20 protein-coding genes and 1 pseudogene are annotated in these 21587 nt (G+C 68.9%); 8 read left to right on the top strand and 13 right to left on the bottom strand.

The features are described 5' to 3' along the window. Window positions 1–9: 9 nt before the first annotated feature. Both EV192_RS33115 and EV192_RS33110 read right to left on the bottom strand, forming a co-directional pair. Window positions 10–744, bottom strand: a complete 735-nt coding sequence (locus tag EV192_RS33115) for an enoyl-CoA hydratase/isomerase family protein (protein WP_132122535.1) — start codon at window positions 742–744, stop codon at window positions 10–12. A gap of 43 nt (window positions 745–787) precedes the next feature. Further along, window positions 788–1600, bottom strand: coding sequence for an MBL fold metallo-hydrolase (locus tag EV192_RS33110; protein WP_132122533.1), 813 nt, complete (start codon window positions 1598–1600; stop codon window positions 788–790). A gap of 119 nt (window positions 1601–1719) precedes the next feature. Here EV192_RS33110 and EV192_RS33105 point away from each other — a divergent pair, with 119 nt between their 5' ends. From EV192_RS33105 to EV192_RS33090, 4 genes are read left to right on the top strand one after another with little or no spacing between them, the layout of a single operon-like run. Further along, complete coding sequence (locus EV192_RS33105) at window positions 1720–2808, top strand: ABC transporter ATP-binding protein (protein ID WP_132122531.1); 1089 nt, start codon at window positions 1720–1722, stop codon at window positions 2806–2808. Continuing rightward, window positions 2805–4169: an ABC transporter substrate-binding protein gene (locus EV192_RS33100; protein WP_243727234.1), complete on the top strand. Its 1365-nt coding sequence runs from the start codon at window positions 2805–2807 to the stop codon at window positions 4167–4169. Before EV192_RS33105 ends, EV192_RS33100 begins: the two co-directional genes overlap by 4 nt. Window positions 4170–4218: 49 nt before the next feature. Further along, entirely contained in the window at window positions 4219–5157 is a 939-nt protein-coding gene (locus EV192_RS33095; protein WP_132122529.1) for a carbohydrate ABC transporter permease, read from the top strand. A gap of 10 nt (window positions 5158–5167) precedes the next feature. Beyond that, complete coding sequence (locus tag EV192_RS33090) at window positions 5168–5974, top strand: carbohydrate ABC transporter permease (RefSeq protein WP_132122527.1); 807 nt, start codon at window positions 5168–5170, stop codon at window positions 5972–5974. Here EV192_RS33090 and EV192_RS33085 read toward each other — a convergent pair. After that, window positions 5967–6878: a LysR family transcriptional regulator gene (locus tag EV192_RS33085; protein WP_132122986.1), complete on the bottom strand. Its 912-nt coding sequence runs from the start codon at window positions 6876–6878 to the stop codon at window positions 5967–5969. The two genes, EV192_RS33090 and EV192_RS33085, sit on opposite strands and share 8 nt — an antisense overlap. A gap of 266 nt (window positions 6879–7144) precedes the next feature. Here EV192_RS33085 and EV192_RS33080 point away from each other — a divergent pair, with 266 nt between their 5' ends. Beyond that, window positions 7145–7588, top strand: coding sequence for a hypothetical protein (locus EV192_RS33080; RefSeq protein WP_132122525.1), 444 nt, complete (start codon window positions 7145–7147; stop codon window positions 7586–7588). Between the two features lie 10 nt (window positions 7589–7598). On the opposite strand, the gene EV192_RS33075 is transcribed toward EV192_RS33080, so the two are convergent. Continuing rightward, entirely contained in the window at window positions 7599–10151 is a 2553-nt protein-coding gene (locus EV192_RS33075) for a LuxR C-terminal-related transcriptional regulator (protein ID WP_132122523.1), read from the bottom strand. A 112-nt stretch (window positions 10152–10263) separates the two neighbouring features. Between EV192_RS33075 and EV192_RS33070 the strand changes: the two genes are divergently transcribed. Further along, entirely contained in the window at window positions 10264–11604 is a 1341-nt protein-coding gene (locus EV192_RS33070; protein WP_165960756.1) for an amidase, read from the top strand. Here EV192_RS33070 and EV192_RS33065 read toward each other — a convergent pair whose 3' ends face one another. Further along, window positions 11605–12219 carry a TetR/AcrR family transcriptional regulator gene (locus EV192_RS33065; protein WP_132122519.1) on the bottom strand — a complete coding sequence of 205 codons (615 nt, stop codon included), beginning with the start codon at window positions 12217–12219 and terminating at the stop codon, window positions 11605–11607. Between the two features lie 117 nt (window positions 12220–12336). On the opposite strand from EV192_RS33065, the gene groL reads away from it, so the two are divergent. Continuing rightward, complete coding sequence (gene groL / locus EV192_RS33060; protein ID WP_132122517.1) at window positions 12337–13950, top strand: chaperonin GroEL; 1614 nt, start codon at window positions 12337–12339, stop codon at window positions 13948–13950. 99 nt (window positions 13951–14049) lie between these two features. On the opposite strand, the gene EV192_RS33055 is transcribed toward groL, so the two are convergent. The 8 genes and pseudogenes from EV192_RS33055 to EV192_RS54240 all read right to left on the bottom strand — a co-directional run bounded on the left by EV192_RS33055 (window position 14050) and on the right by EV192_RS54240 (window position 20319). Then, window positions 14050–14919 carry a PhzF family phenazine biosynthesis protein gene (locus tag EV192_RS33055; protein WP_132122515.1) on the bottom strand — a complete coding sequence of 290 codons (870 nt, stop codon included), beginning with the start codon at window positions 14917–14919 and terminating at the stop codon, window positions 14050–14052. Between the two features lie 34 nt (window positions 14920–14953). Then, on the bottom strand, window positions 14954–15718 hold the full coding sequence (locus EV192_RS33050) for a class I SAM-dependent methyltransferase (protein ID WP_132122513.1): 765 nt from the start codon (window positions 15716–15718) through the stop codon (window positions 14954–14956). 181 nt (window positions 15719–15899) lie between these two features. Further along, window positions 15900–16802: a polysaccharide deacetylase family protein gene (locus tag EV192_RS33045; protein WP_243727233.1), complete on the bottom strand. Its 903-nt coding sequence runs from the start codon at window positions 16800–16802 to the stop codon at window positions 15900–15902. A gap of 40 nt (window positions 16803–16842) precedes the next feature. Continuing rightward, window positions 16843–18339 carry a flavin-containing monooxygenase gene (locus tag EV192_RS33040; protein ID WP_132122511.1) on the bottom strand — a complete coding sequence of 499 codons (1497 nt, stop codon included), beginning with the start codon at window positions 18337–18339 and terminating at the stop codon, window positions 16843–16845. Further along, the gene (locus EV192_RS33035) at window positions 18336–19166 is read right to left on the bottom strand and encodes an SDR family oxidoreductase (protein WP_132122509.1); all 831 of its coding nucleotides are present in this window, start codon (window positions 19164–19166) and stop codon (window positions 18336–18338) included. Before EV192_RS33035 ends, EV192_RS33040 begins: the two co-directional genes overlap by 4 nt. Then, window positions 19163–19435: a Rossmann-fold NAD(P)-binding domain-containing protein gene (locus EV192_RS56215; RefSeq protein ID WP_243727288.1), complete on the bottom strand. Its 273-nt coding sequence runs from the start codon at window positions 19433–19435 to the stop codon at window positions 19163–19165. Before EV192_RS56215 ends, EV192_RS33035 begins: the two co-directional genes overlap by 4 nt. Window positions 19436–19486: 51 nt before the next feature. Continuing rightward, window positions 19487–19807 (bottom strand): annotated as a pseudogene (locus EV192_RS56210) (patatin-like phospholipase family protein); the annotation flags it as partial. A gap of 56 nt (window positions 19808–19863) precedes the next feature. Next, window positions 19864–20319 (bottom strand): hypothetical protein, encoded by a 456-nt coding sequence (locus EV192_RS54240; RefSeq protein ID WP_165960755.1) that lies wholly within the window; start codon window positions 20317–20319, stop codon window positions 19864–19866. A gap of 325 nt (window positions 20320–20644) precedes the next feature. On the opposite strand from EV192_RS54240, the gene EV192_RS33020 reads away from it, so the two are divergent. Then, on the top strand, window positions 20645–21280 hold the full coding sequence (locus EV192_RS33020) for a TetR/AcrR family transcriptional regulator (RefSeq protein ID WP_132122507.1): 636 nt from the start codon (window positions 20645–20647) through the stop codon (window positions 21278–21280). Window positions 21281–21587 lie beyond the last annotated feature (307 nt).

The raw sequence follows: 21587 nt of genomic DNA, 5'->3' as shown, positions 1-21587 counted from the left end.
AGCGACCCGTTACCGGCGCAAGGACTCCAGATAAGTACGCAGGGTTTGGTTGGTACGTTCGGAACTCCAGATCTTCGTCGCCCGCGGATCGTCCGACGGCTGGGCGGTGTCAATGCGTTCCCGGACGGGCCTGCGCAACTGGAACTTGGACATGGCGTACACGTCGGCCGGCGCGGCGCAGAGCCCTTCCGCCCTGGCCAGTGCGGCGGTGAGCAGCTGGTCAGGCTCGACGACCTCGTGCACAAGGCCGATCTCGCGGGCCCGCTCAGGAGTCAGCCGGCCGGCCTCCAGCACCATCGAGTCCAGCGCCGGGCCGACGGCATGGCGCATGATCTCCAAAGGAACCGTGGGGAACGGCACGCCCGCGGCAAGCTCGGTCAGCCCAATGGTGCCGCCCGACATCAGCCGAACATCACAAGCGGCCGCCAGAACACACCCACCAGCCAGCGCGTGACCATTCACGGCGGCCACAACCGGCGCCGGATGCTCGAACACAGCCAGCATCGCGACGCTCAACGCCGGCAGGAACTTCTCGACGTACCGCGGCCCACCGTCGACGATCCGCTTCAGGTCGACACCAGCCGAGAACGACCGCCCCTGACCGGTCAGCACGACCGCGCGGGCGTCGGCGACGGCGGTGAGGGTCTCGGGAACGGCGGTGAGCAGCTCCAGGTCCAGCGCGTTCACCGGTCCGTGGTTCAACGTCAGGACAGCGATGCCGTCGTGCACGGCTATGTCGATCACCCAGCGATCATCGCGGGTCCGCCGCCCGGACGCCAGCCCGGCCTCACCGCCGGTCGGCGACGGGGATGGTCAGTCCTGGTTCGGCGAGGGTGATGCGGCCGGTGAACTCGCTGGCGGCAGCCATGGCCAGCCCGCGCAACCACTCCTCGTCCCCAGCGGCGAAGTGGGTGAGGACCAGGTGGTTGACGTCGGCGACCGCGGCGGCGGCGCCCGCGTCGGCGCCGGAGAGGTGGCCGTGGTCGGTGCGGTCGGTTTCGGCGAGGGTGGCTTCGGCCAGCAGTACGTCCGCGCCGGCGGCGAGGCCAAGCAGGGCTGGTGTGGGGCCGGTGTCACCGGTGTACGCGAGGGTGCCGGTCGGGCATGTCAGCCGGATTCCGCAGTTCGGCTTGACGTGCCGGAGTGAGTGCAGCTCGGCTGTGCAGTCGCCGATGGTGACGCGGTCGCCGGGCTGGTATTCGCGCACGTCGAAAGCCAGGTCGAAGGCACGGTCGAGGACGGGCATCGTGGTCACGGGGAACAGCGCGGCCCATCGTTCGAACAGCGAACGAGCACCGCTGGGCACGTACAGGGGTACCGGGCGGAAGTCGTCGGGCTGGGGTGGGCCGCCGGGCATCGGTGCCAGGCGCGCCAACAAGGACTTGCCCAGGGGCAGCAGGTCGTAGCAATGATCAGTGTGGAAGTGGCTGATCACCACGGCGTCCAGGGCGGTCGGGGCGGTCAGCGCGCTGAGCGCGGTCGCGGTGCCGGGGCCGCAGTCGAGCAGGATCCGCGCGCCCCCGGTCTGTACCAGATATCCGGAGCTGGGCACGCCGTCCGCGGGCATACCCGCGCGGCAACCGAGAACAGTGAGCAACACGTTCCCGACCGTAAACAGCGGCACCCCAGCCCCGATCAGGACAGCGGCGGGTCCTATCGGGCGATTGGGTGTGCCAATCGCGCCCGCGAAACACGAAGTCGCCTGCTGGACTCGGCGTTGTGAGCCGAATCCAGATCGATGCCGCGACGAAAACATTTGGCGCGGTCACCGCGGTCGACGCGGTCACCCTCGATGTGCGCCACGGTGAGTTCCTGGTTCTGCTCGGGCCCAGTGGGTGCGGCAAGTCCACGTTGCTGCGCATGATCGCCGGCCTGACCCCGCTGACGTCCGGCCGGATCCGGCTGGCCGGGCAGGACGTCACGCACACCCCGCCACGGGACCGCGACCTGGCGATGGTGTTCCAGAGTTACGCGCTGTACCCCCATCTGACGGTGGAACGCAACATCGGGTTCCCGTTGCGGGCCCGTGGCCGGTCCCGCGCCGAGATCCGGACCAAGGTCGGCGAGGTCGCCGAGACCCTGGGCCTGGCGGAGTTGTTGGGGCGTCGGCCGCGTGAACTGTCCGGTGGGCAACGGCAGCGGGTCGCGTTGGGGCGGGCGCTGGTCCGCGACCCTGGCGCGTTCCTGATGGACGAACCGTTGTCCAATTTGGACGCCAAGCTCAGGACCGCGACCCGCGCCGAACTCACTGAACTGCACCGCGAGTTGGGGTCGACGTTCGTGTACGTGACGCACGACCAGGTCGAGGCGATGACCATGGCCACCCGGATCGCGCTGCTGAACGGCGGCCGGCTGGAGCAGGTCGGCACACCCGAGCAGGTGTACGACGAGCCCGCGTCGGTGTTCGTGGCCGGTTTCCTCGGCTCGCCGCCGATGAACCTGCTCGACGCCACCCTGGTCAGCCGAGACGGCACGTTGTACCTGGAAGCCGCCGATGTGTCCCTGCCACTGCACTACAAAGGCGACCTGCCGACGCGGGACGTCGTCCTCGGCATCCGCCCCGAGCACCTGACCCACGGCGACGGACTCCGTGGCGTGGTGCGCAACGTCGAGAACCTCGGCAGCGAAGAGATCGCGCACTGCCTGATCGGCGACGCCCGGGTCTGCCTGCGCGGTCCGCGGCCGCTCAGTCTCCAAGCGGGCGACGCGGTGACGTTGTCCTGCCGCCCCGAACACATCCACCTGTTCGACCGGACCAGCGGACGTCGCTTGGTCTGGCATCCCGTCCTCGAAGGAGCCATGTCGTGAAGAGAAGCCTCGTGCTGGCGGCGGCCATGCTGGCGCTGGCCGGCTGCGGGTTGGGCAGCACCACCGCGTCCGGCCCGACGAGCGCCGGGCCCGTCCCCGAGCTCACCTCCGGCCAGCAGGTGTCGATCGTGTTCGAGAGCTACAACTTCGGCCAGGCCGGCGCGTGGACCGACACGTTCAACGAGCTGATCGCCAAGTTCCGGCAGAAGTTCCCGAACATCACCGTCACCGCGCAGAAACCGCAGGGCAACAGCCCCAACCCGGCCTCGGACACGGTGTCCAGCGTGCAGAGCCAGCTGGTCACCGGCCACCCGCCGGACGTGGTGCAGCTCGGGTTCAGCGACCTGGACTTCACCGTCCACGGCCTGCACGCCCAGCCCCTGGACGACCTGTTCGGCAAGGACGCGGTGCAGCGCAACTTCACCGGCGCCAAGCACCCCTACGCACCGACCGCTCGAACGCTCGGCGACTGGGACGGCAAGACCTACGGCGTGCCGTTCGTGTTCTCCACGCCAGTGCTGTACTACAACGCCACGCTGTTCGGGCAGGCTGGGCTCGACCCGAACAGCCCGCCCAAGACGTGGGACTCGGTCAAGGACGCGGCTTTGGCGATCAAGGCGAAGACCGGCAAGGACGGCGTGTACCTGGACTGCCTGACCAAGGCGGCCAAGGACTGGTGCCTGCAGAGCCTGGTCCGGTCCAACGGCGGCCAGGTGATCTCCGCCGACCGCCGCTCGCTGACCTTCGCCGACGACCCGGCCGTGCGAACCGTGACCATGGCCAAGGGCCTGGTGGACGCGGGCGCCAGTCCGAAGCTCACCCAGCAGCAGGCCGACGAGGCGTTCGCCCGCGGCGACATCGGGATGATCCTGGAGACCAGCGCCCTGCAGGGCACGTTCATCAAGGGCGCCAAGGACAAGTGGGACCTGCGCGCCAGCGGCGAACCCAGCTTCGGCACCAGGCCGGTGGTGCCGACCAACTCAGGCGCGTCGCTGTTCCTGCTCGCCAACGACCCCGCCAAGCAGCGCGCCGGCTGGGAACTGATCAAGTTCCTCACCAGTGAGGACGCGTACGTCACGATCGCCAGCAAGATCGGCTACCTGCCGTTGCGCACCGGCCTCGTCGACGACCCCGCCGGGCTGAAGGAGTGGGCCACCAAGAACCCGCTGATCAGGCCGAACCTGGACCAGTTGGCGACGATGGAGCCCTGGACCTCCTTCCCCGGCAACAGTTACCTGCAGATCCGCGACGGCATGATGGCAGCCGTCGAGAAGGTCGTGTACCAGGGCGCCGACCCCGCTTCGACGCTCAAAGCCGAGCAGGAGCAAGGCATGAAGCTGATGCCCGGCGGCGGCAAGTGACCACGCTCATGATCCGGTTCATCGCCGACCTGACGCCGGAGGAATAAGCGTGTTCGTCGAGGTGCCGGTGCCGGTTTCAGGCGCGGTCCCGGTGGTCGCGCGACCGCCGTTGCGCCGGAGGCTGCTGCGCGCCGCGCCGCCGTACCTCTACCTGGCGCCGGCGCTGATCCTGCTGGTGGTCTGGACGTACCGGCCACTGGTGGAGACCGCACAGTTGTCGTTCTACTCGTGGAACCTGTTGCCCACCACGCCGATGACACCGGTCGGCCTGGACAACTACGAGCGGCTGCTCGACGTTCCGGAAGTAGGTGACTCGGCCTGGCGCACGGTGGTGGTGATCCTTGGTCTGCTGCCGTTCTCGGTGCTGATCCCGGTGCTGGTCGGCCTGCTGACCCGCCAGGTCCGTGGCCGCGCCCGGACCGTGTACCAGGCGATGGTGTTCGCGCCGATGCTGGTCGCGCCCGTGGCCAGCGCCGCGGTCTGGCAATGGCTGCTCGCGCCACGGGCGGGCGCGGTGAACCGGGTTCTCGGCACGACCACCAACTGGTTGCAGGAGCCGGGTTCGGCCCAGTTCGTGGTCATCCTTGTCACCGGCTGGCACGTGCTGGGGTTCGCGGTGCTCATCGTGGCCGCGGGGCTGTCCGGCATCAGCGGCGACTACGCCGAGGCCGCCGCGCTGGACGGCGCGACCCGCTGGCAGACCACCCGGTGGGTCACCCTGCCGCTGCTGTCCCCCACCTTGGTGTTCCTGGCCCTGATGACGGTCCTGCTGTCCGCGCAGTGGACCTTCCCGCTGATCGAGACCCTCACCCAGGGCGGCCCGGCGCACGCCACGACCAACATCTACTACCTGCTCTGGGACGTCGGGTTCCGCAGCTTCGACGCGGGCCTGAGCGCCGCGGCGGGGATGCTGCTGTTCGTCGCGTTCGGCCTCGTCGCGGCCGGTCTGGTGTGGTTGGCCGACCGGCTCACCTTCCACGACAACTAAGGAGTCCACAGTGGAGCGCTGGCGGACCGTACGCGGGCACGTGCTGCTCGGCGGCCTCGGGCTGCTGTGCGTGTTCCCGATCTACTGGCTCTACGCGACCTCGCTGCGCGAGCCGGGTGACGTGCTGTCGTTGTCGCCGCTGCCGTGGCCGCTGTCGTTACGCAACTACGCGGACGCGGCCGACAAGGTGGACGTGGTGCGGCTGCTGCTGAACACCACACTGGTGGCCACGCTGACCGCGGCCGGGCAGCTACTCACTGGCCTGCTCGCCGCGTACGCGTTCGCCGCGTGGCGGTTCCGTTTCCAGCGCCTGCTGTACCTGGCGTTCGTGGGTACCTGGCTGGTGCCGTTCCAGGTGACCATGCTGCCCAACTACGTGCTGTTGTTCCAGGCCGGGCTGCTCAACACGCTGGCCGGGGTGGTAGTGCCGACACTGTGCTCGGGCCTGGGTGTGCTGATGCTGCGCCAGCACCTGGACAGCTTCCCCAAGGAGCTGCTGGAGGCGTCCTCAATGGACGGACGGTCGTCGTGGTCCACATTGTGGACGGTGGTGGTGCCCAACCTGCGCCCGGCGTTGGCGGCGCTGACGATTCTGCTGTTCGTCAACGCCTGGAACGAGTACTTCTGGCCGGCGATGGTGTTGCAGCGCAGCAATGCCGTGCTGCAACTGGGTTTGCGCAGTTTCATGGGCACCGAAGGCAACGACTGGGGGCCGTTGATGGCCGTGGCGGGTCTGGCCTGCCTGCCGGTGTTCGCGCTGTACCTGGTGCTGCGCCGGCACATCGTGAACGCGTTCGTCCGCTCCGGGATCAAGTGACACCGGGCGCGCGGAACGGGCCGGCCGAGGCCATACTGTCCAGGAATGCTGCCACCAACGGGTTACGTTCCTCGACGCGCCACACCGCGTACAGATCGATCATCGGCACCGGGTCGTACAGGCGTACCGCGACCACACGCGCCCCGAGCGCGGAGGCTCCGAGCCCATAGGACGCGGACGCGAACGCCACCAACGGCTTCACCGACACCACGAACGCGGTGGCGCTCGGGTCGTCCACGCTTCGGGCGACGGTCAGCGCGATCCCGGAACGGCGGGCCGAGCCCAGAATCTCGTCGTACATCGCCGGGCACTGGGCGCGGTCGAACAGCATGCACGGCTGATGAGCGAGCTCGGCGAACGGCACGCCGGGCCGGCCCGCCCACCGGTGCTCCCGGCCGACCACCGCCACCATCGGCACCCGCAGCAGGCGTCGGGACGCGAACCGCGCGGTGGCCGGCTGGCCGTAGACCAGCGCCACGTCCAGCGTCCCGTCGGCGAGCGCGGCGAGCTGCGGCCCGGTGCGTAGTTCCCGCGGCTCCACTGTGACGTCCGGGTAGTCGTCGGCCAGCTTGGCCAGGGTGGCCGGCAGGATGTGCCGGCCGGCGAAGAAGTTGTAGCCGAGGTTCACGGTGCCCGCCCGGCCCGCGGCGGCCTCGCGCGCGGTCCGCTCGGCCGTCGCGAGCTGCGCCACAATCGTCCTGGCCTGCACCTCGAACGCCTCGCCCGCCGGGGTCAGCCGGACCACGTGGGACGTGCGCGTGACCAGCTCGACTCCCAGCGCCCGCTCCAGCCGTTGCAGCTGCTGGCTGAGCGAGGGCTGGGTCAGGTGCAGCTTCGCCGCCGCGCGGCCGAAGTGCAGCTCGTCGGCGATGGCCAGGAACGACCGCAGGTGCCGGAACTCCATGTCCATCCCTTCCTCGCCGGCATCCTGACCGCGACGGGCGAACTCCTGGTGAACGACGCCTGGAGCGCGGGCGTCGGCTTTCGCCAACAATGGGTAGTTCGGTGTTCTTGGTCGTGCGCGCTGAGCAATCCCGTACTCACGACACACCCTTGGCCCGTTCCTAGCGTGAGTCCGGTCGCACCTTCGAAACTTCGAACAAGGGAGGACTCGGAATGGCATCGACCCGTGAGGTCGTAGGTAGATGGCGTAGACGTGTAGTACTCGTGGTGCTCACGTTGGTGGCGGCGACCGTGACGCAGGGAACAGCGTCGGCGTCGGTCGCGGACTGCCCGGCGCCGTCGTGGATCAGAGTGATCCAGTCGAACTCGAACGGCTCGTTCACCGACCAGGGCAACCAGGTCAACTCCTACGAACCCGGCCGCACCCTCACCATCAGCATCTCCAACCCGGGGCTCCGGTACGCCGCGCACACCGGTGACGTCAAGCCGCGGACCAACGCGCTGTTCGAGTACTTCGACCAGTTCGGCAACCGGGAGTTCCTGCACCAGACCCAGCTGTCCCGGGCCAACGGCGTCATCCACCACGAGCCCGAGGTCAGGTCCATCCCCTTCGGACCCGGCGCGCACCTGACCATCTACGGGACGTACACCGACGAGTGCGGTCTCGGGACCAGAACCGTGTTCCTCGGGTACATGGATGTAGTCGACTAGTACCCGAGGACTAGTTCAGCAGCTCGCACAGCTCGGTCCGGCCGGACACGCCGAGTTTGGCGTACACCCTGGCCAGGTGGTTGTTCACGGTCCGGACCGAGAGCTGCAGGTGGCCGGCGATCTCCTTGCTGGTGGACGGCCGGGCCGCGAGCAACGCGATCTCCCGTTCCCGCTGGGTGAGCGACAGCGTCGGATCCTCGGTCCGCACCCCGGTGAGCCCGTTTCTCGCGGCGACCAGCCGGGCTCGTTCCGTGGTCGCGTTCGCCCGCCGGGACTGGCCGGCGGCCCGGTACGCGGCGCCGGCCATCCGCAGGCACTCCACGGCGGGTAGCGGGGCGTCGAGTTCCTCGAAGACCGCGGCTGCCGCGTCCAATCCGGACCCATCATTGTGGGCGCGTGCAGTCGCGGCAGTCGCGTACGCGAGAACCAGTTCGCTCTCCACTTCACGGGCGAGTTCGATGATCCGTTGGTGCACCTGGTTGACGTGTCCGTGCCGGACCGCGTCGTACAACAGACTCGCTTCCAGATAAGGCAATTCCGTTTCGCGGGCGAGTTCGGCGCCGCGCAGGGCGATTTCCGCCGCCACAGTGGGTTCGCCCGCCGCGGCGGCGACCCAGGCCCGGTTCTTCTCGGCCTGCGGCAGGAGTACGCGCGGTATCGCGACGTCGAGTTCCTCGGCGCGACGCAGGCAGGACTGCGCTTCGGCGACTTCGCCACTCATCGCGAGCACCCCGGCGAGCATCATCAGGTGGTGCCGGCTGTGCCCGATCGGGTCCTGCTCGTCGTCGATGGCGACCGCCTCCCGCAGCGAGGCGACGGCGGTGGTGAGATCGCCTCGGACCTGCGCGACCGAGCCCCGGAGCGTCGCCCACCACGCGACCAGGCCACGGTCGCCGATCTCGATGGCCTCCTGGTAACCCCGCTCAGCGGCGGTCCGAGCGTCCCGGAGCCGGCCGGCTGTCAGCAGTGAGTTCGCCCGCGCCATCAGCAGGTGCGGCAGGGCGAGCAGCGGCTCGCTGGAGTGCTGCTCCGCGAGCCGCGTCGCGTACTCGGCGTGGACAAGCGCCTGCCCGGTCCGGCCGAGCAACCCGCAGGCGTTGACCGCGGCGGTCGCCGACCACAGCCGCGTGTCCGGCGGCGCCGCGTCGTCGCCGAGCACCCCCAGGGCGATCCCCAGAGCCTGCTCACATCGGCCGTCGGCCATCAGCATCATGGCCCGCACAGCGCTGACAGCCGGGTTGTCGACCCTGATCGCGGCCACCTCGTCGACCGCCTCGGACAGCCGGGACAGGCCGAAGTACAGGTTCCGGGCGCGGGCCGCCAGCCACCTGCCGTGGTCGGCGTCGTCGGCCGGCCCGGTGGCCAGCAGGGCCATGCTCTCGTCGTGCCGGCCCTGCCAGTGCAGCACCTCCGCGAGCAGGGTCCGGGCGCCCTCGGCACCGGCCGTCATGGCCGCCCTGGCGAACCGCTCGGCCAGGACGAAGTCGTGCCGGACGAGCGCGTCGCGGGCGGCCGGCAGCAGCACCGGCACGTCCGGCGACAGACCGCCGGCGAGTTGCCAGGTGGCGAGCCGCAGCACGTCGTCCCGGCCCAGCAACGGGGTGGCGGCCAGGCGTTCGGCCAGGCCGCGGTGGATCTCCCGGAGCCTGATCGGCCCCAGGTTGGCCCGCAGCACCTCGCCGTAGATCGGATGCGCGAGCCGGATGTCCTCCTCGGCGAGGTCCAGCATGCCCGCTCGTTCGGCGGCGTCGAGTCCTGGCTCGGAACGCAGCAGTGCCAAGGAGATCGGCTCGCCACACGCGACCAGTTCGACGACCGTCCGGCCGGCCTCGCCACACGTCCGCAGGCGCGTCTCGACGAGATCGCGGAGCCGGCGCGCACCACGTGACAATCCGCGCCACTGCCAGACGCCGTCACCTCGCCACAGCGCGCCAGACTCCACGCCGTCGAACAACAATTCCCTCAGGTACAAGGGGTTCCCTGCGGCGAGGTCACGCAACGCGATGCGCGTGGACTCGGCGACGTGCCCAGGCAGGGCATGGCCGACCAAACGGTCGACAGCACTGTCGTCCAACGGGAGTACGTCGATCCGGCGGACCAGGTCGTCCTTCCACAACGCCGTCACGGCGTCGGGCGCCGACTCTCCACTGCGGACAGTCGCAACCAGCGTCGCGTGGCGGTGCGCGCACAGGTAATGCACCAACGCGGCGGAACCGTCGTCGAGCAGGTGCGCGTCGTCCACGGCGAGCACCACCTGAGATCCCTGCCAGCGTTGCAGCAACCGTAATGCTGCCAAGCGGAACAGGCCGTCGGGTCGTTGGTCGACGGATTCGGCGGACAGCAGGTGCGAGACCGCGCTCAGCGGAACCGAAGCGGCGGCCTGGGTGGCGGCGACGAGTTCGACCGCACGGCCGGCTTCGCGGGCCAACCCGATGGCCTCGCGCAGCAGCCGGGTCTTGCCGACGCCGGCGCCGCCGCACAGCAGCACGCCGTCGCCGTCGCACACCGCCTTGATGAGTTCGACTTCGTCCCGGCGCCCGGCCAGCGGCCAGTTGGCTTCCATCACAGCCAACCAGACCACACGATCGCCCGGATGGCGGCAAGCCACCAATCAGCGGCCATCACTACGGCTGACGCGTGTGTACGGTGGACGCGTTCGCCGGAGAGGGGCTCGCATGCTGACGGCAATCGACCTCCGCCGCGCCTTCCAGACCGGCGCGCTCTCGCCCGTCGAGTTCGCCCACGCCGCCAACGAGCTCGTGCGGACGGTCGATCCGGCGGTGGACGCCGTGCCCACCGCGACGGCCAAAACCGCGATCGCGGCGGCGGTCGAGTCCGAACGCCGTTACCGCGCGGGCACGGCTCGGCTGCTGGACGGGATTCCCTATGTGGTCAAAGATCTTTTCGACACGGCGGGAATCGTCACCGCTTACGGCTCAGCCCTGTTCACCGGCCATCGCCCGACGCGCGACGCGGCCGCGGTGACGCTGGCCGCGTCCGCCGGGGCGGTCATGGTCGGCAAGTCCGCCACGCACGAGTTCGGCTGGGGCTTCGCCACCAGCGGCGCCGCGCCGACCCGCAATCCCTGGGCGCCCGACCGGACCCCCGGCGGATCCAGCGGTGGCTCGGCCGCCGCGCTGGCCGCCGGGATGGTGCCGCTCGCGCTCGGGTCGGACACCGGCGGGTCGGTCCGGGTGCCCGCGGCGTTCTGCGGCGTGGTCGGCTTCAGACCCACGTTCGGCCGAGTCGACCGGGACGGACTGTTCCCGCTCGCGCCTTCGATGGACACCGTCGGCACTATGGCCCGGACGCCGGCCGACGCCGCGCTGCTGTTGGCCGCGTTGGGCGGGGTGACCGAGAACGTGCCGGCATGGCTCGACCGGAACCAGCGCGACCCGTCGAGCCTGTCCGGCAAACGGATCGGTGTGCTGACCGAGGCCCTCGACGGCGCGGTCGCCGAGACGGTCGCGAAGTTCACCGATCTGGGCGCCCTCGTGCTGCCGGTCGAACTGCCGCGGGCGATCCAGGACATCTACGTGCCGATCATGCTCACCGAGGCACTGTCGACGCATCGACGGCTCGGCCTGCTACCGCGACGACGCGACGAGTACGCCCCCGACGTCCAGGCACGGATCAGCATGGCCGAGGACCTCGACGAGGCCGAAGTGGCGCACGCGACCCAACGGCGCCAGGATCTCCGCAGACGTCTGGCGAAGTGCTTCGCCGAGGTCGACGTCCTGCTCGGCCCGGTCAGCACCGGCCCGCCGCCGCTGATCGACCCGGCCGAGCCGGTCGACCTGCGCCGCCAACTCGTTCCCTGGGTCGCCCCGCAGAGCCTGGCCGGCCTGCCCGCGTGTGTCCTGCGTGGCGGCTTCGACCACGACGGGCTGCCCGTCGGGATCCAGATCAGCGGCGCGCCGGGCGCGGACGTACAGATCCTGCAGATCGCCGCCGCCCTGTACGGAGCCGATCCCGATCTGCACACCCGATGGCCGGACCAGTCCGGCACACAATAGTCACAGCGCCGCCCGGAGCGCGGGCATGAGGTGGGCGAGCGCCTCGCGCAAAACATCGGCCAGCGGACGTGGGGGAACGACAACGAGATCCGAGTCCGGCATGGGACGGACCCAGTGCTTGATCGCGATGCGGGTGGCCGCCGACACCGCGGCCGCGAGCACCTTGGTCGCCAGGTCGTCGTCGCTGCCGGTACGGGCCGCGATCGCCGCCGCGAGTGGTTGTTCGATCGCGTTGACCGTGTTGACGTACTCCGCGCGCAGCGCCGGCGCGGATGTGATCAGCATGAACGCCTGACCGGCGGGTTCGCTCGCGTACTGCTCGACCACCGCCTCCACAACCGCCTCGGCAAGCGGTTCGTCGGCGGGGCGGGCTCGTAGGGCCGCGCCGATCCGCAGTGCGCGTTCCGCGGTGATCGCGGCGACGATCGCCTGTTCCCGGCTGGCGAAGTAGTTGTTGTAGGTCCTTGGGGACACTCCGGCGGCATCGGCGATGTCGTCGACGCGCACGTTGTCCGGACCGTGCTCCAGTGCGAGGCGCAGCGCCGCCGCGCTGAGGGCGGCCCGGGTGGCGATCTTCTTGCGTTCGCGGAGGCCGCTGCTGTCGTTCACGTTCACCTCGCCAGCCTACCCAATAACTTGCGTGCACGCAATTTTGCGTGCACGCAAGTTGTTCGCTAGGCTCTCGTTGGCACTCACCGCAGGAGAGTGCCAATCAGCGAGAGGAACACACGCATGGCCAAGTTGATCGCGTTTGACGAGGACGCGCGCCGCGGGCTTGAGCGCGGCCTGAACACCCTCGCCGACGCCGTCAAGGTGACGCTCGGTCCGAGGGGCCGGAACGTCGTGCTCGAGAAGAAGTGGGGCGCGCCGACCATCACCAACGACGGCGTTTCCATCGCCAAGGAGATCGAGCTCGAGGACCCTTGGGAGAAGATCGGCGCCGAGCTGGTCAAGGAAGTCGCCAAGAAGACCGATGACGTGGCCGGTGACGGCACCACCACGGCCACCGTGCTGGCGCAGGCGCTGGTGCGTGAGGGTCTGCGCAACGTCGCGGCCGGTGCGGACCCGCTGTCGTTGAAGCGTGGCATCGAGCAGGCGGTCGAGGCGATCACCGAGCAGCTGCACAAGGCGGCTCGGGAGATCGAGACCAAGGAGCAGATCGCCGCCACGGCGTCGATCTCCGCTGCCGACACGACGATCGGCGCGCTGATCGCCGAAGCGTTGGACAAGGTCGGCAAGGAAGGCGTCATCACCGTCGAGGAGAGCAACACCTTCGGCCTGGAACTCGAACTCACCGAAGGGATGCGCTTCGACAAGGGGTACCTGGCACCGCATTTCGTCACGGACACCGAGCGGATGGAGACCGTGCTTGAGGATCCGTACCTGCTGTTCGTCGCGTCCAAGATCTCGTCGGTCAAGGAGCTGCTTCCCTTGCTGGAGAAGGTGATGCAGGCCGGCAAGCCACTCGCGGTCATCGCCGAGGACGTCGACGGCGAGGCCCTGCCGACCCTGATCGTCAACAAACTCAAGGGCACCTTCAGTTCGGTGGCGGTCAAGGCGCCGGGCTTCGGCGACCGCCGCGAGGCGATGCTGACCGACATGGCCGTCCTCACCGGCGGCGAGGTGATCTCCGAGAAGGTGGGCCTCAAGCTGGAGAACGCGGACCTGACACTGTTGGGCAAGGCGCGCAAGGTCGTCGTGACCAAGGACGAGACCACCATCGTCGACGGCGGCGGTGACACCGAGGCGATCCAGGGCCGGGTCAACCAGATCCGGGCCGAGATCGAGAAGAGCGACTCCGACTACGACCGTGAGAAGCTGCAGGAGCGGCTGGCCAAGCTGGCCGGCGGCGTCGCGGTGATCAAGGCCGGCGCCGCCACCGAGGTCGAGCTCAAGGAGCGCAAGCACCGCATCGAGGACGCGGTGCGCAACGCCAAGGCCGCCGTGGAAGAGGGCATCGTCGCCGGCGGCGGCGTGGCCCTGCTGCAGGCCGCCGGCGAGGCGTTCGCCGGGCTGAAGCTGACCGGCGACGAGGCCACCGGCGCCAACATCGTCAAGGTCGCCGTCGAAGCCCCGCTCAAGCAGATCGCCATCAACGCCGGCCTCGAAGGCGGCGTCGTGGTCGAGCGCGTCAAGGGCCTCAAGGAAGGCGAGGGCCTGGACGCGGCCACCGGTGAATACCGCAACCTGATCGACGCGGGCATCATCGACCCGGCCAAGGTCACCCGCTCGGCCCTGCAGAACGCGGCCTCCATCGCGGCCCTGTTCCTGACCACCGAAGCCGTGGTCGCGGACAAACCGGACAAGGCCGCGGCCGCCCCGGAAACCGGCGGCATGGACCTCTGAGTCACCGGAGATCCAGCGCGCTCGCCGGTCGGCGCCCGGATTCTCCCTGCCCGGCAAGGCGTCGCGGGGTGACGTCCGCCGCGGCCAGGTCCTGGGTCGTCATTCCGGCAGCAGATCCAGCGTGCCCGTGCCGACCAGCACCACGTCGCCACCGACCTCGACCGAGGGGACGGACGTGCCTGTGCCGTAGGCGCGAATGGTGATCTCGCTGGGACGGCCGAGGAATCGCCCCTGCCGCAGAACCGCGGTGGTGCCCTCGTCGAGCCGCTCGTGCCGGCGCAGGTAGGCCGCGACGCATCCGGCGGCGCTGCCGGTGGCCACGTCCTCGACCACCCCGTCGTTGTTCCAGTGCCGCCCCTCCAACGCGGCGACGTCGACCAGGTACGCGAAGTCCGCGCCCATCGCGCCGAGGCGGGTCGCGAGGTCGGTCACCGCGATCCGAGCCCGGTCGAGCGCACCGGAGCGGACCGGCACGATCAGGTAGCGCAGTCCGGTGGACACGACCTCCAGCGGCAACGCGGCGTCGACGTCCCGCTCGTCCACCGAGAACCACGACGCCACCTCGGCACGTGTGCGGGCCGGCTGGCCGAGGAAGTCAGCCGGCCCCTGATCCAGGACAGCCGAGTAACGTCCTTGGGTGCGACGCTCCGTGGTCACCTGCACGGTGCGTGCCTCCAGTTGGATCGTCCAGCGCTCCTGAGCGGAGCCGCCGTGCAGTTCGTGCACCACGCATGCGGCGCCGATCACCGGATGGCCGGCGAAGCCAAGCTCCTCGACGAGGTCGAACACCCGCGCCCGCCAGCGATGATCGTCCCCGTCCGGGGTCAGGAAGATCGACTCGAAGTGCCGTAGTTCCCGGGTGATCACGCCCATCTGGGCGCCGTCGAGCCTGGTGGCGTCCGGGAACACGGCAAGGCTGTTGCCCCGGTACGGCCGGGGCGTGAAGACGTCCACGTGGTGGTAGTGCACGCCGTGACGCTACCCAGCGTGGTTCCCGGTGGTGTCAGCCCGCCCGGCGACCGGCGACCAGGACCCACCTGAGCCGGTCGAGCACCGGCGCGTACGTCTCGGCGTCGTTGAACACGAACGAGGCGCCCAGTTCACCCATGTCCTCGACCAGTTCCGGCCGGTTGTCCTCGATCAGCTCGCACAGCCTGCGCCAGCCCCGGTCGGCTTCCGGCATCTCGTGCCGGGCCTCGAACTCCAGGCCCGCCAGGCGCATCCGGTCGGCCCAGTCGATGACGGCGTCGGGTTCGGTGCTCTCGCTGAACGTGACGACGACCCGGCCGCCGGGCCGGGCGATCCGGCTGATCTCGCGCAGGGCGGCGTCGAGATCCTGGCCGAGGGGCAGCGCCCCGAGGCTGATCACGGCGTCGGCCGACGAGTCGTCGAGCCCGCTCTCGGTGAACGTGCCGATCCGGAACTCGGCGCCGTCCGGGCGCACCCAGTGCCCGATCCTGGCCCTGGCCTGTTCGACCAGGGACGCCGAGTGGTCCACGCCGATCAGCCGGGCCTGGAACGCGCGGGCCAGCCACAGCCCGGGACCGCCCCGGCCGCAGCCGAGGTCGGCCAGCACCTGGCCCGGTTGTAGTCGCAGGTACGAGATCAGCTGCCCGAACGTGGTCCACGAGGTGCTGCTGAGCGCTTCGACCTCAAGCGCGTACAGGTCACCCCAGGCCTCGGCCCACAGCCGGCGGAGCAGTTCACTGCCTCCGATCGCCCACGCCAAGTCGTTGGCGTCCTGGCTCAAACCAGCGGTTGTACTCATGTTCGCGACCTCCGCGAAAAGTGGGGGAAGGGTCGGCCGCACTGGTCCGAATGGCGGCCGTCCACCACAGCGTGTCCGCTCATGAGCACCCACGGTAATGGCGTACCAGGCTATCGCTGGAAGAACTCCTAGAGCCGGCGTGTTGGCATGGAACCGCCCATCTTGGACAATCCCCCCGGCGTCACCGCATGCTTTCCACGGCCGCGTCGTAGTGTTCCCGGTAGTACCACTCGGCGATCTCGTCGCTGGTCGCGAACCAGACGCCGGCGTGCCCGGTGATGTAGTCGAGCGCCCGGTCCAGGTACTTGTGGCGGAACGGCTGGTTGATGATGAACGGGTGCAACGCCAGGCACATCACCCGGCCGGTGTGCTCGCCCTCGGCGTAGAGCTGGTCGAACTGGTCGATCACGGCCTGGTAGAACTGCTCCCCGGTGAAGCCCTTGCCCAGGAACATCGGGATGTCGTTGACCTCGATGCTGTACGGGACCCCGATCATCCGGCCCTGGCTGACTTTCATCGGATACGGCTGGTCGTCGTTGCACCAGTCCAACACGTACTCGATGCCCAGCTCGGCCAGCAGGTTCGGGGTGTTGAACGTCTCGGTCAGGCCCGGCCCGAGCCAGCCTTTCGGCTGTTTCCCGGTGCTCTGCCCGATGGTCGTGACGATGTCGGCCAGGTACGCCCGTTCGTCCTCGGCCGACATGCCGGCCTGGAAGATCGAGTTGTTCTTGCCGTGCGCCAGCCAGGCCCAGCCGAGCTTCGTGCCTTCCTCGACGATCTCCGGGTAGTGCGCGCACACGTCGGCGTTGAGCATCACGCTGGCGCGCATGTCGTACTTCTTGAGCAGTTCCATCATCCGCCATACGCCGACGCGCACACCGTAGTCGCGCCAACCGAAGTTGAGCGGGTCCGGCTGGAGCATGGCGGTGCCGTCGAAGATGCTGGTCGACGGCTTGTCCAGCTCGAAGTGCTCGATGTTGTAGCCGATCCAGAACGCCAGGCGGGCCCCGCCGGGCAGGTCCAACCGAGGACGGCGGATCATCGGCCAGTAGTCGAACAGGTGGTTCTCCATGGTGGTCGGCACGCTCCCCTCCACACGCGGCGGGGCGACGATATCCCAGTCGTCACCGACCAACTGGCGATCCGAACGCGTAGTCGTCGACGGGGAAGCGCCTGGCTTCGCGGAAAGCGTTCACGGTCGATGACGGGCGGAGCAGGGTTGCCTCCCCGTGCGGGTTGAAGTAATAGCTGTTCGCGGTGGCGCACTGGCCGAGCTCGAACACCGTGTCGCCGACGCGTTCGGTCATCCGGGCCAGGAAGGCGTCGTTGGCCCGCTCGGTGACCTCGAACGTGTCCGCGCCGCGCCGCCGCATCACGGTGAACAGCCGGTCGATGTGCCGCATCTGCGACTCGATAGTGGTGAAGTAGGACAGTCCCGAGTAGGAATACGGGCTGTTCAGCGAGATGTAGTTGGGGAACTTCGGCACCGCGACCCCCTCGTAGGCCTGGAACCGGTTCTCCCGCCACCACTTGCCAAGGTTGCGACCCTCGCGCCCGATGGTCTCGATCGCCGGGAAGTTCGTCTCCCACAGGTCGAATCCGGTGGCCAGCAGCAGGACGTCGATGTCCCGCCGGTCGCCGGCCACGGTCACGATCCCGGTCTCGTCGACCCGGGCGATCGGCGCGGTCTCCAGGTGCACGTGGTCCTTGGTGAACGTCGGGAAGTAGTCGTTGGAGAACGTCGGACGCTTGCAGCCGAACGTGTAGTTCGGCGTCAGCTTGCGGCGCAACTGCCGGTCGCGCACCTGCCGCGCCAGATAGGCCCGGCACAACCGTTCGCCCAGCTTGTTCGCCAGCGGCAGCTGCCGGTAGTGCAGCACCCCGGTCACCATCAGCATTTCCAGCAAGGCGGATCCGGCGAACCGCGCGACCCGTTGGATCAGCGGGACCGCCGCGAACGCCCGCTGCACGGCTTTCGGCACCGAGAAGTCCAGCTTGGGGCTGACCCAGATCGGGGTGCGTTGGTACACCGTGAGTTCGCGGACAACCTTGGCCACCTCGGGGATGAGCTGGACACCCGTGGCGCCGGTGCCAATGACCGCGGCGCGCTTGCCGGTGAGGTCGTAGCCGTCGTCCCAGTCGGTGGTGTGGATGACCTTGCCGGCGAACGTGTCGATCCCGTCGATGTCGGGTTTCTTCGGCTGGGAAAGGAATCCGGTCGCGGCGAACAGGTATTTCGCGGTCACCGGTGTGCTACCCCGGACCGAGACCGTCCAGTGCTCGTGCTCCGCGTCCCACACCGCGCCCGTGACCGCGGTGTTGAACCGCATGAACCGGCGTATGTCGTACTTCTGAGCGACGTGCGCGGCGTAACGCTTGAGCTCGTCACCCGGCGCGAACAGCCGCGACCAGTACGGGTTGGGCTCGAACGAGTACGAGTAGGTGGCCGACGGGATGTCCACGGCCAGCCCGGGATAGCGGTTGACGTGCCAGGTGCCGCCGAGGTCCGACTCGCGGTCGAGGATGAGCAGGTTGTCGTAGCCGAGCCGGTTGAGCTGGATCGCGGCGCCCATGCCCCCGAATCCCGCGCCCACGATCACGGCGTCGTACTGCGTGGTCATTGCTGTTCCTCCAGACGGGCACGGTATCCCGCGCGTTCCGGGGTGTCGGGTCGCAGCGCGCGGTCGTCCCGGACCAGCCTGCGGATCAGGTTGAGCGCAGGCTCGGGCGTCACGGCGGCGATTGTGGCGAACACGCCGACATAGCCTGGTACAGCGACTTCGGCGGCGCGTGTGCGTACCGTCTGGACGATCGCGTCGGCGATCCGTTCCGGTTTGACCTTCGGGATGGGCCGCATGTCCAACCCGGACGCGAGGGCGGTGTCCACAGCGGACGGAAGCACGGCGGAAACGCTGACACCGTGCGGTGCGTACTCCAGCCGTGTGGCGGCGGTCAACCCGACCACCGCGAACTTGCTCGCGTTGTACACGGCCAGGCCTTTGACCGGGAACTTCCCGGCCAGCGACGCGACGTTGACGATGTGTCCGCGGCCGCGCTCCAGCATCCCGGGCAGTGCCAGCCGCATGCCGTGCAGGACACCGAAGACGTTGACTTCCATGGTGGTGCGGTTGATCTCGGCGGGAAGGTCCAGGAAGGCGCCGTTGGGCATGATCCCGGCGTTGTTGACCAGGACCGCGAGCGGCCCGTTCGCCTGCTCGGCCTCGGCGACGAAGGCGGCGAAGGACACCGGGTCGGCGACGTCGAGGTGGTGTGCGCTGCCGCCGATCTCAGCGGCGGTGCGCTTCGCGGCTTCGACGTCCAGATCACCGATGGCCACCCGCGCGCCCCTGGCGGCCATCGCCCGCGCGGTGGCCCGGCCGATGCCCTGCCCGGCACCGGTGATGGCCACATGCGCCCCACTGAGTTCGACGCTCGGGTACTTCGTCACACCGATACCCCCTTCCGTTCGAAGGCCCTGTCGATCAACGCCGGTGCGGTGATCCGCGCGGTGTCGAGAACACGTTCCCTCCGCCGTGGATCCATGAAGTTCGCGCCCATGGCATCGAGATCCCGCTGCCCGGGCTCGATCCGCACGACCCGCACCCCAGCCGCCCGCAACCGGCGCACTTCGGCGTCCACCCGTCTGGTCATCGCGTTCCGCAACAGACGTTCCAGCCGCGCCATACCCCGCGCCGGCGCCCCACCCTCACTACTCATCGGCGCGACCACAACAACCTCCCCCACGCCCTGATCGAGAAGGAGATCCGCGGACGTCGGCGAAACAGCACCACCGTCAACGTAGAACCGGCCCCCGATCTCCACCGGCGGAAACCACCCCGGAATGGCCCACGACGCGGCGATCGCATCCCCCAACCTCGCCCTCGGCGCCCCCACAGCCCCAAACGCCACCCGCCGCCCAACCCGATCAGCGGCCACAATCCACGTCGCCGGATGCCGCACCCAACCATCCACACCGGCCAGCGTCTCCCCAAGATCCCGCAACCAGGCCGCGTTCCCCCGCCCCACTGGCAACGCACCAGCAAGCCCAGCCAGCACATCCACATCACGCCGGAACGCAGCCCTCACCATCCCCGGCGCCGAAACCCGGAACGACGGCACCGGCGGAAACCGCCCAGGCACCCGACTCACGTGATCAGCAACCCGAAGATCCCCAGCGGCACGAGCATCACGAGCATCCCTAGCGACACGAGCATCCTTAGCGGCGCTAGATTCACCAGCGGCACCAACATCGCAAGCACCCCCAGCGGCACCAGAGTCACCAGCACCAGCACCAGCACCAGCACCAGCACCAGCACCAGCACCATGAGCATCGCTGATACCATGAGCATCACCAGCCCCATTCGCAGGGCTAGCATGACGACCATCTCTGTCGTCACGAGCATTCCTAGCATCGCTAGCACTTCTAGCATCGCGAGCATCCCGAACGACGCCAGCATCTCCAGCGACGCCAGCATCCCAGGCGGCGCGAGGATCACCAGCGCCGCCAGCACCTCCAGCGGCGCGAACATCACCAGCGCCGCCAGCACCTCCAGCGGCGCGAACATCACCAGCATCACCAGCATCACCAGCGGCGCGAACATCACCAGCGCCGCCGAGAGTGTCGAGGATCGCCCCAGCTGGAATGCCCGCTCCCAGCATGGCCACCGCCTCCGCCCCTGCCGAGGTCCCGACCAGTACGTCAGCTGTGTGCGGACACCAGCCGGCCCGCTCATCGAGCGCCGCCAGGATCGCCGCAGTCCAGGCGAACCCGAGCGTTCCGCCACAGCCGATCACCAGAGCCCGACCAGCCCCCGCAGCCTGGTGCTGCGCCCTACCTCGGCTGCCACTGTCCCCACCCACTGCGGAACGTGATGTCATATTCGGAATCGTATGTCACTTTTCTGTCGATGCAATAGGCTGGAGCGCATGACGACGGAGACCTCACCCGTCACCCGGGCCGAACGGAAGAAGCAGGAGCTGCGGCGCGAGATCATCGAGACCGCGTTCGACTGCTTCGCCGAGCGCGGCTATCACGCCACGGGCATCGCCGACATCGCCACCCAGCTGGGCATCGGCCACGGCACGTTCTACCGGTACTTCGAGAACAAACGGGACATTGTCGACCACGTCATCACCGACCTGGTCGAGCGCATCGTCGCGGCGCTGGTCGCGGACAACGCCCCGGAGGCGGTCAACAGCCTGGCCGGCTACCGCGCGCAGACCGCGCGGATCGGTGACGCGCTCGCCCGGATCTTCGGCAGCGACCCCCGGCTCGCCCGGTTCCTCCTGCTCGAAGCGGCCGGCATCGACGCCGAGATGCGCGAACGCGTCCTGGACTTCTACGACACCGCAGCCCAGATGACCGCCGAGTACCTGCACCACGGCGTCCGCGTCGGCTACCTGCACGCCGACCTCGACGTCGACGCCACCGCGCGGGCCATCAACGGCATGATCCTGGCAGCGGTCCTGTCCGAGCTGCGCAACCCGGATCCCAAAGCTCAGGCGCGCATGGGCGAGGCCATCCGTCGAGTCATGTACGACGGGATCGCCGCCCGCGCCTGACTTCCAGATGTCGTCTTCGAGCGTGGCATTCTCTTAGGACACCTTCATAGGCCGCCTAAAAGATTTTTCGCTCGCCGCGAGGGCAGGCCGCCAAGAGGGAGCCCTTTCCTGGGTGTTGCTGGTTGTTTTAGTTGTCTTAGTCGCGGCGCCTCCCTCCCGTATGGCCTGCCCAAGGGAATCATATCTGCCAGGCGGGGTCCAGCTTGGGTTCTCGGTCCGTATCGCTCCCGCTTCTTGCTGGGTCCCGTAGGCGGACCTCCGGTTGGGTTTCGTGGGTGTGGACCCCGCCTGCCAGATATGATTGGCT

Origin of the sequence: Actinocrispum wychmicini (assembly GCF_004345645.1) — a bacterium.
Classification (GTDB): domain Bacteria; phylum Actinomycetota; class Actinomycetes; order Mycobacteriales; family Pseudonocardiaceae; genus Kibdelosporangium; species Kibdelosporangium wychmicini.
The sequence above is the reverse complement of the archived record's forward strand: the minus strand, read 5'-3'. Positions and strand labels throughout refer to the sequence as shown.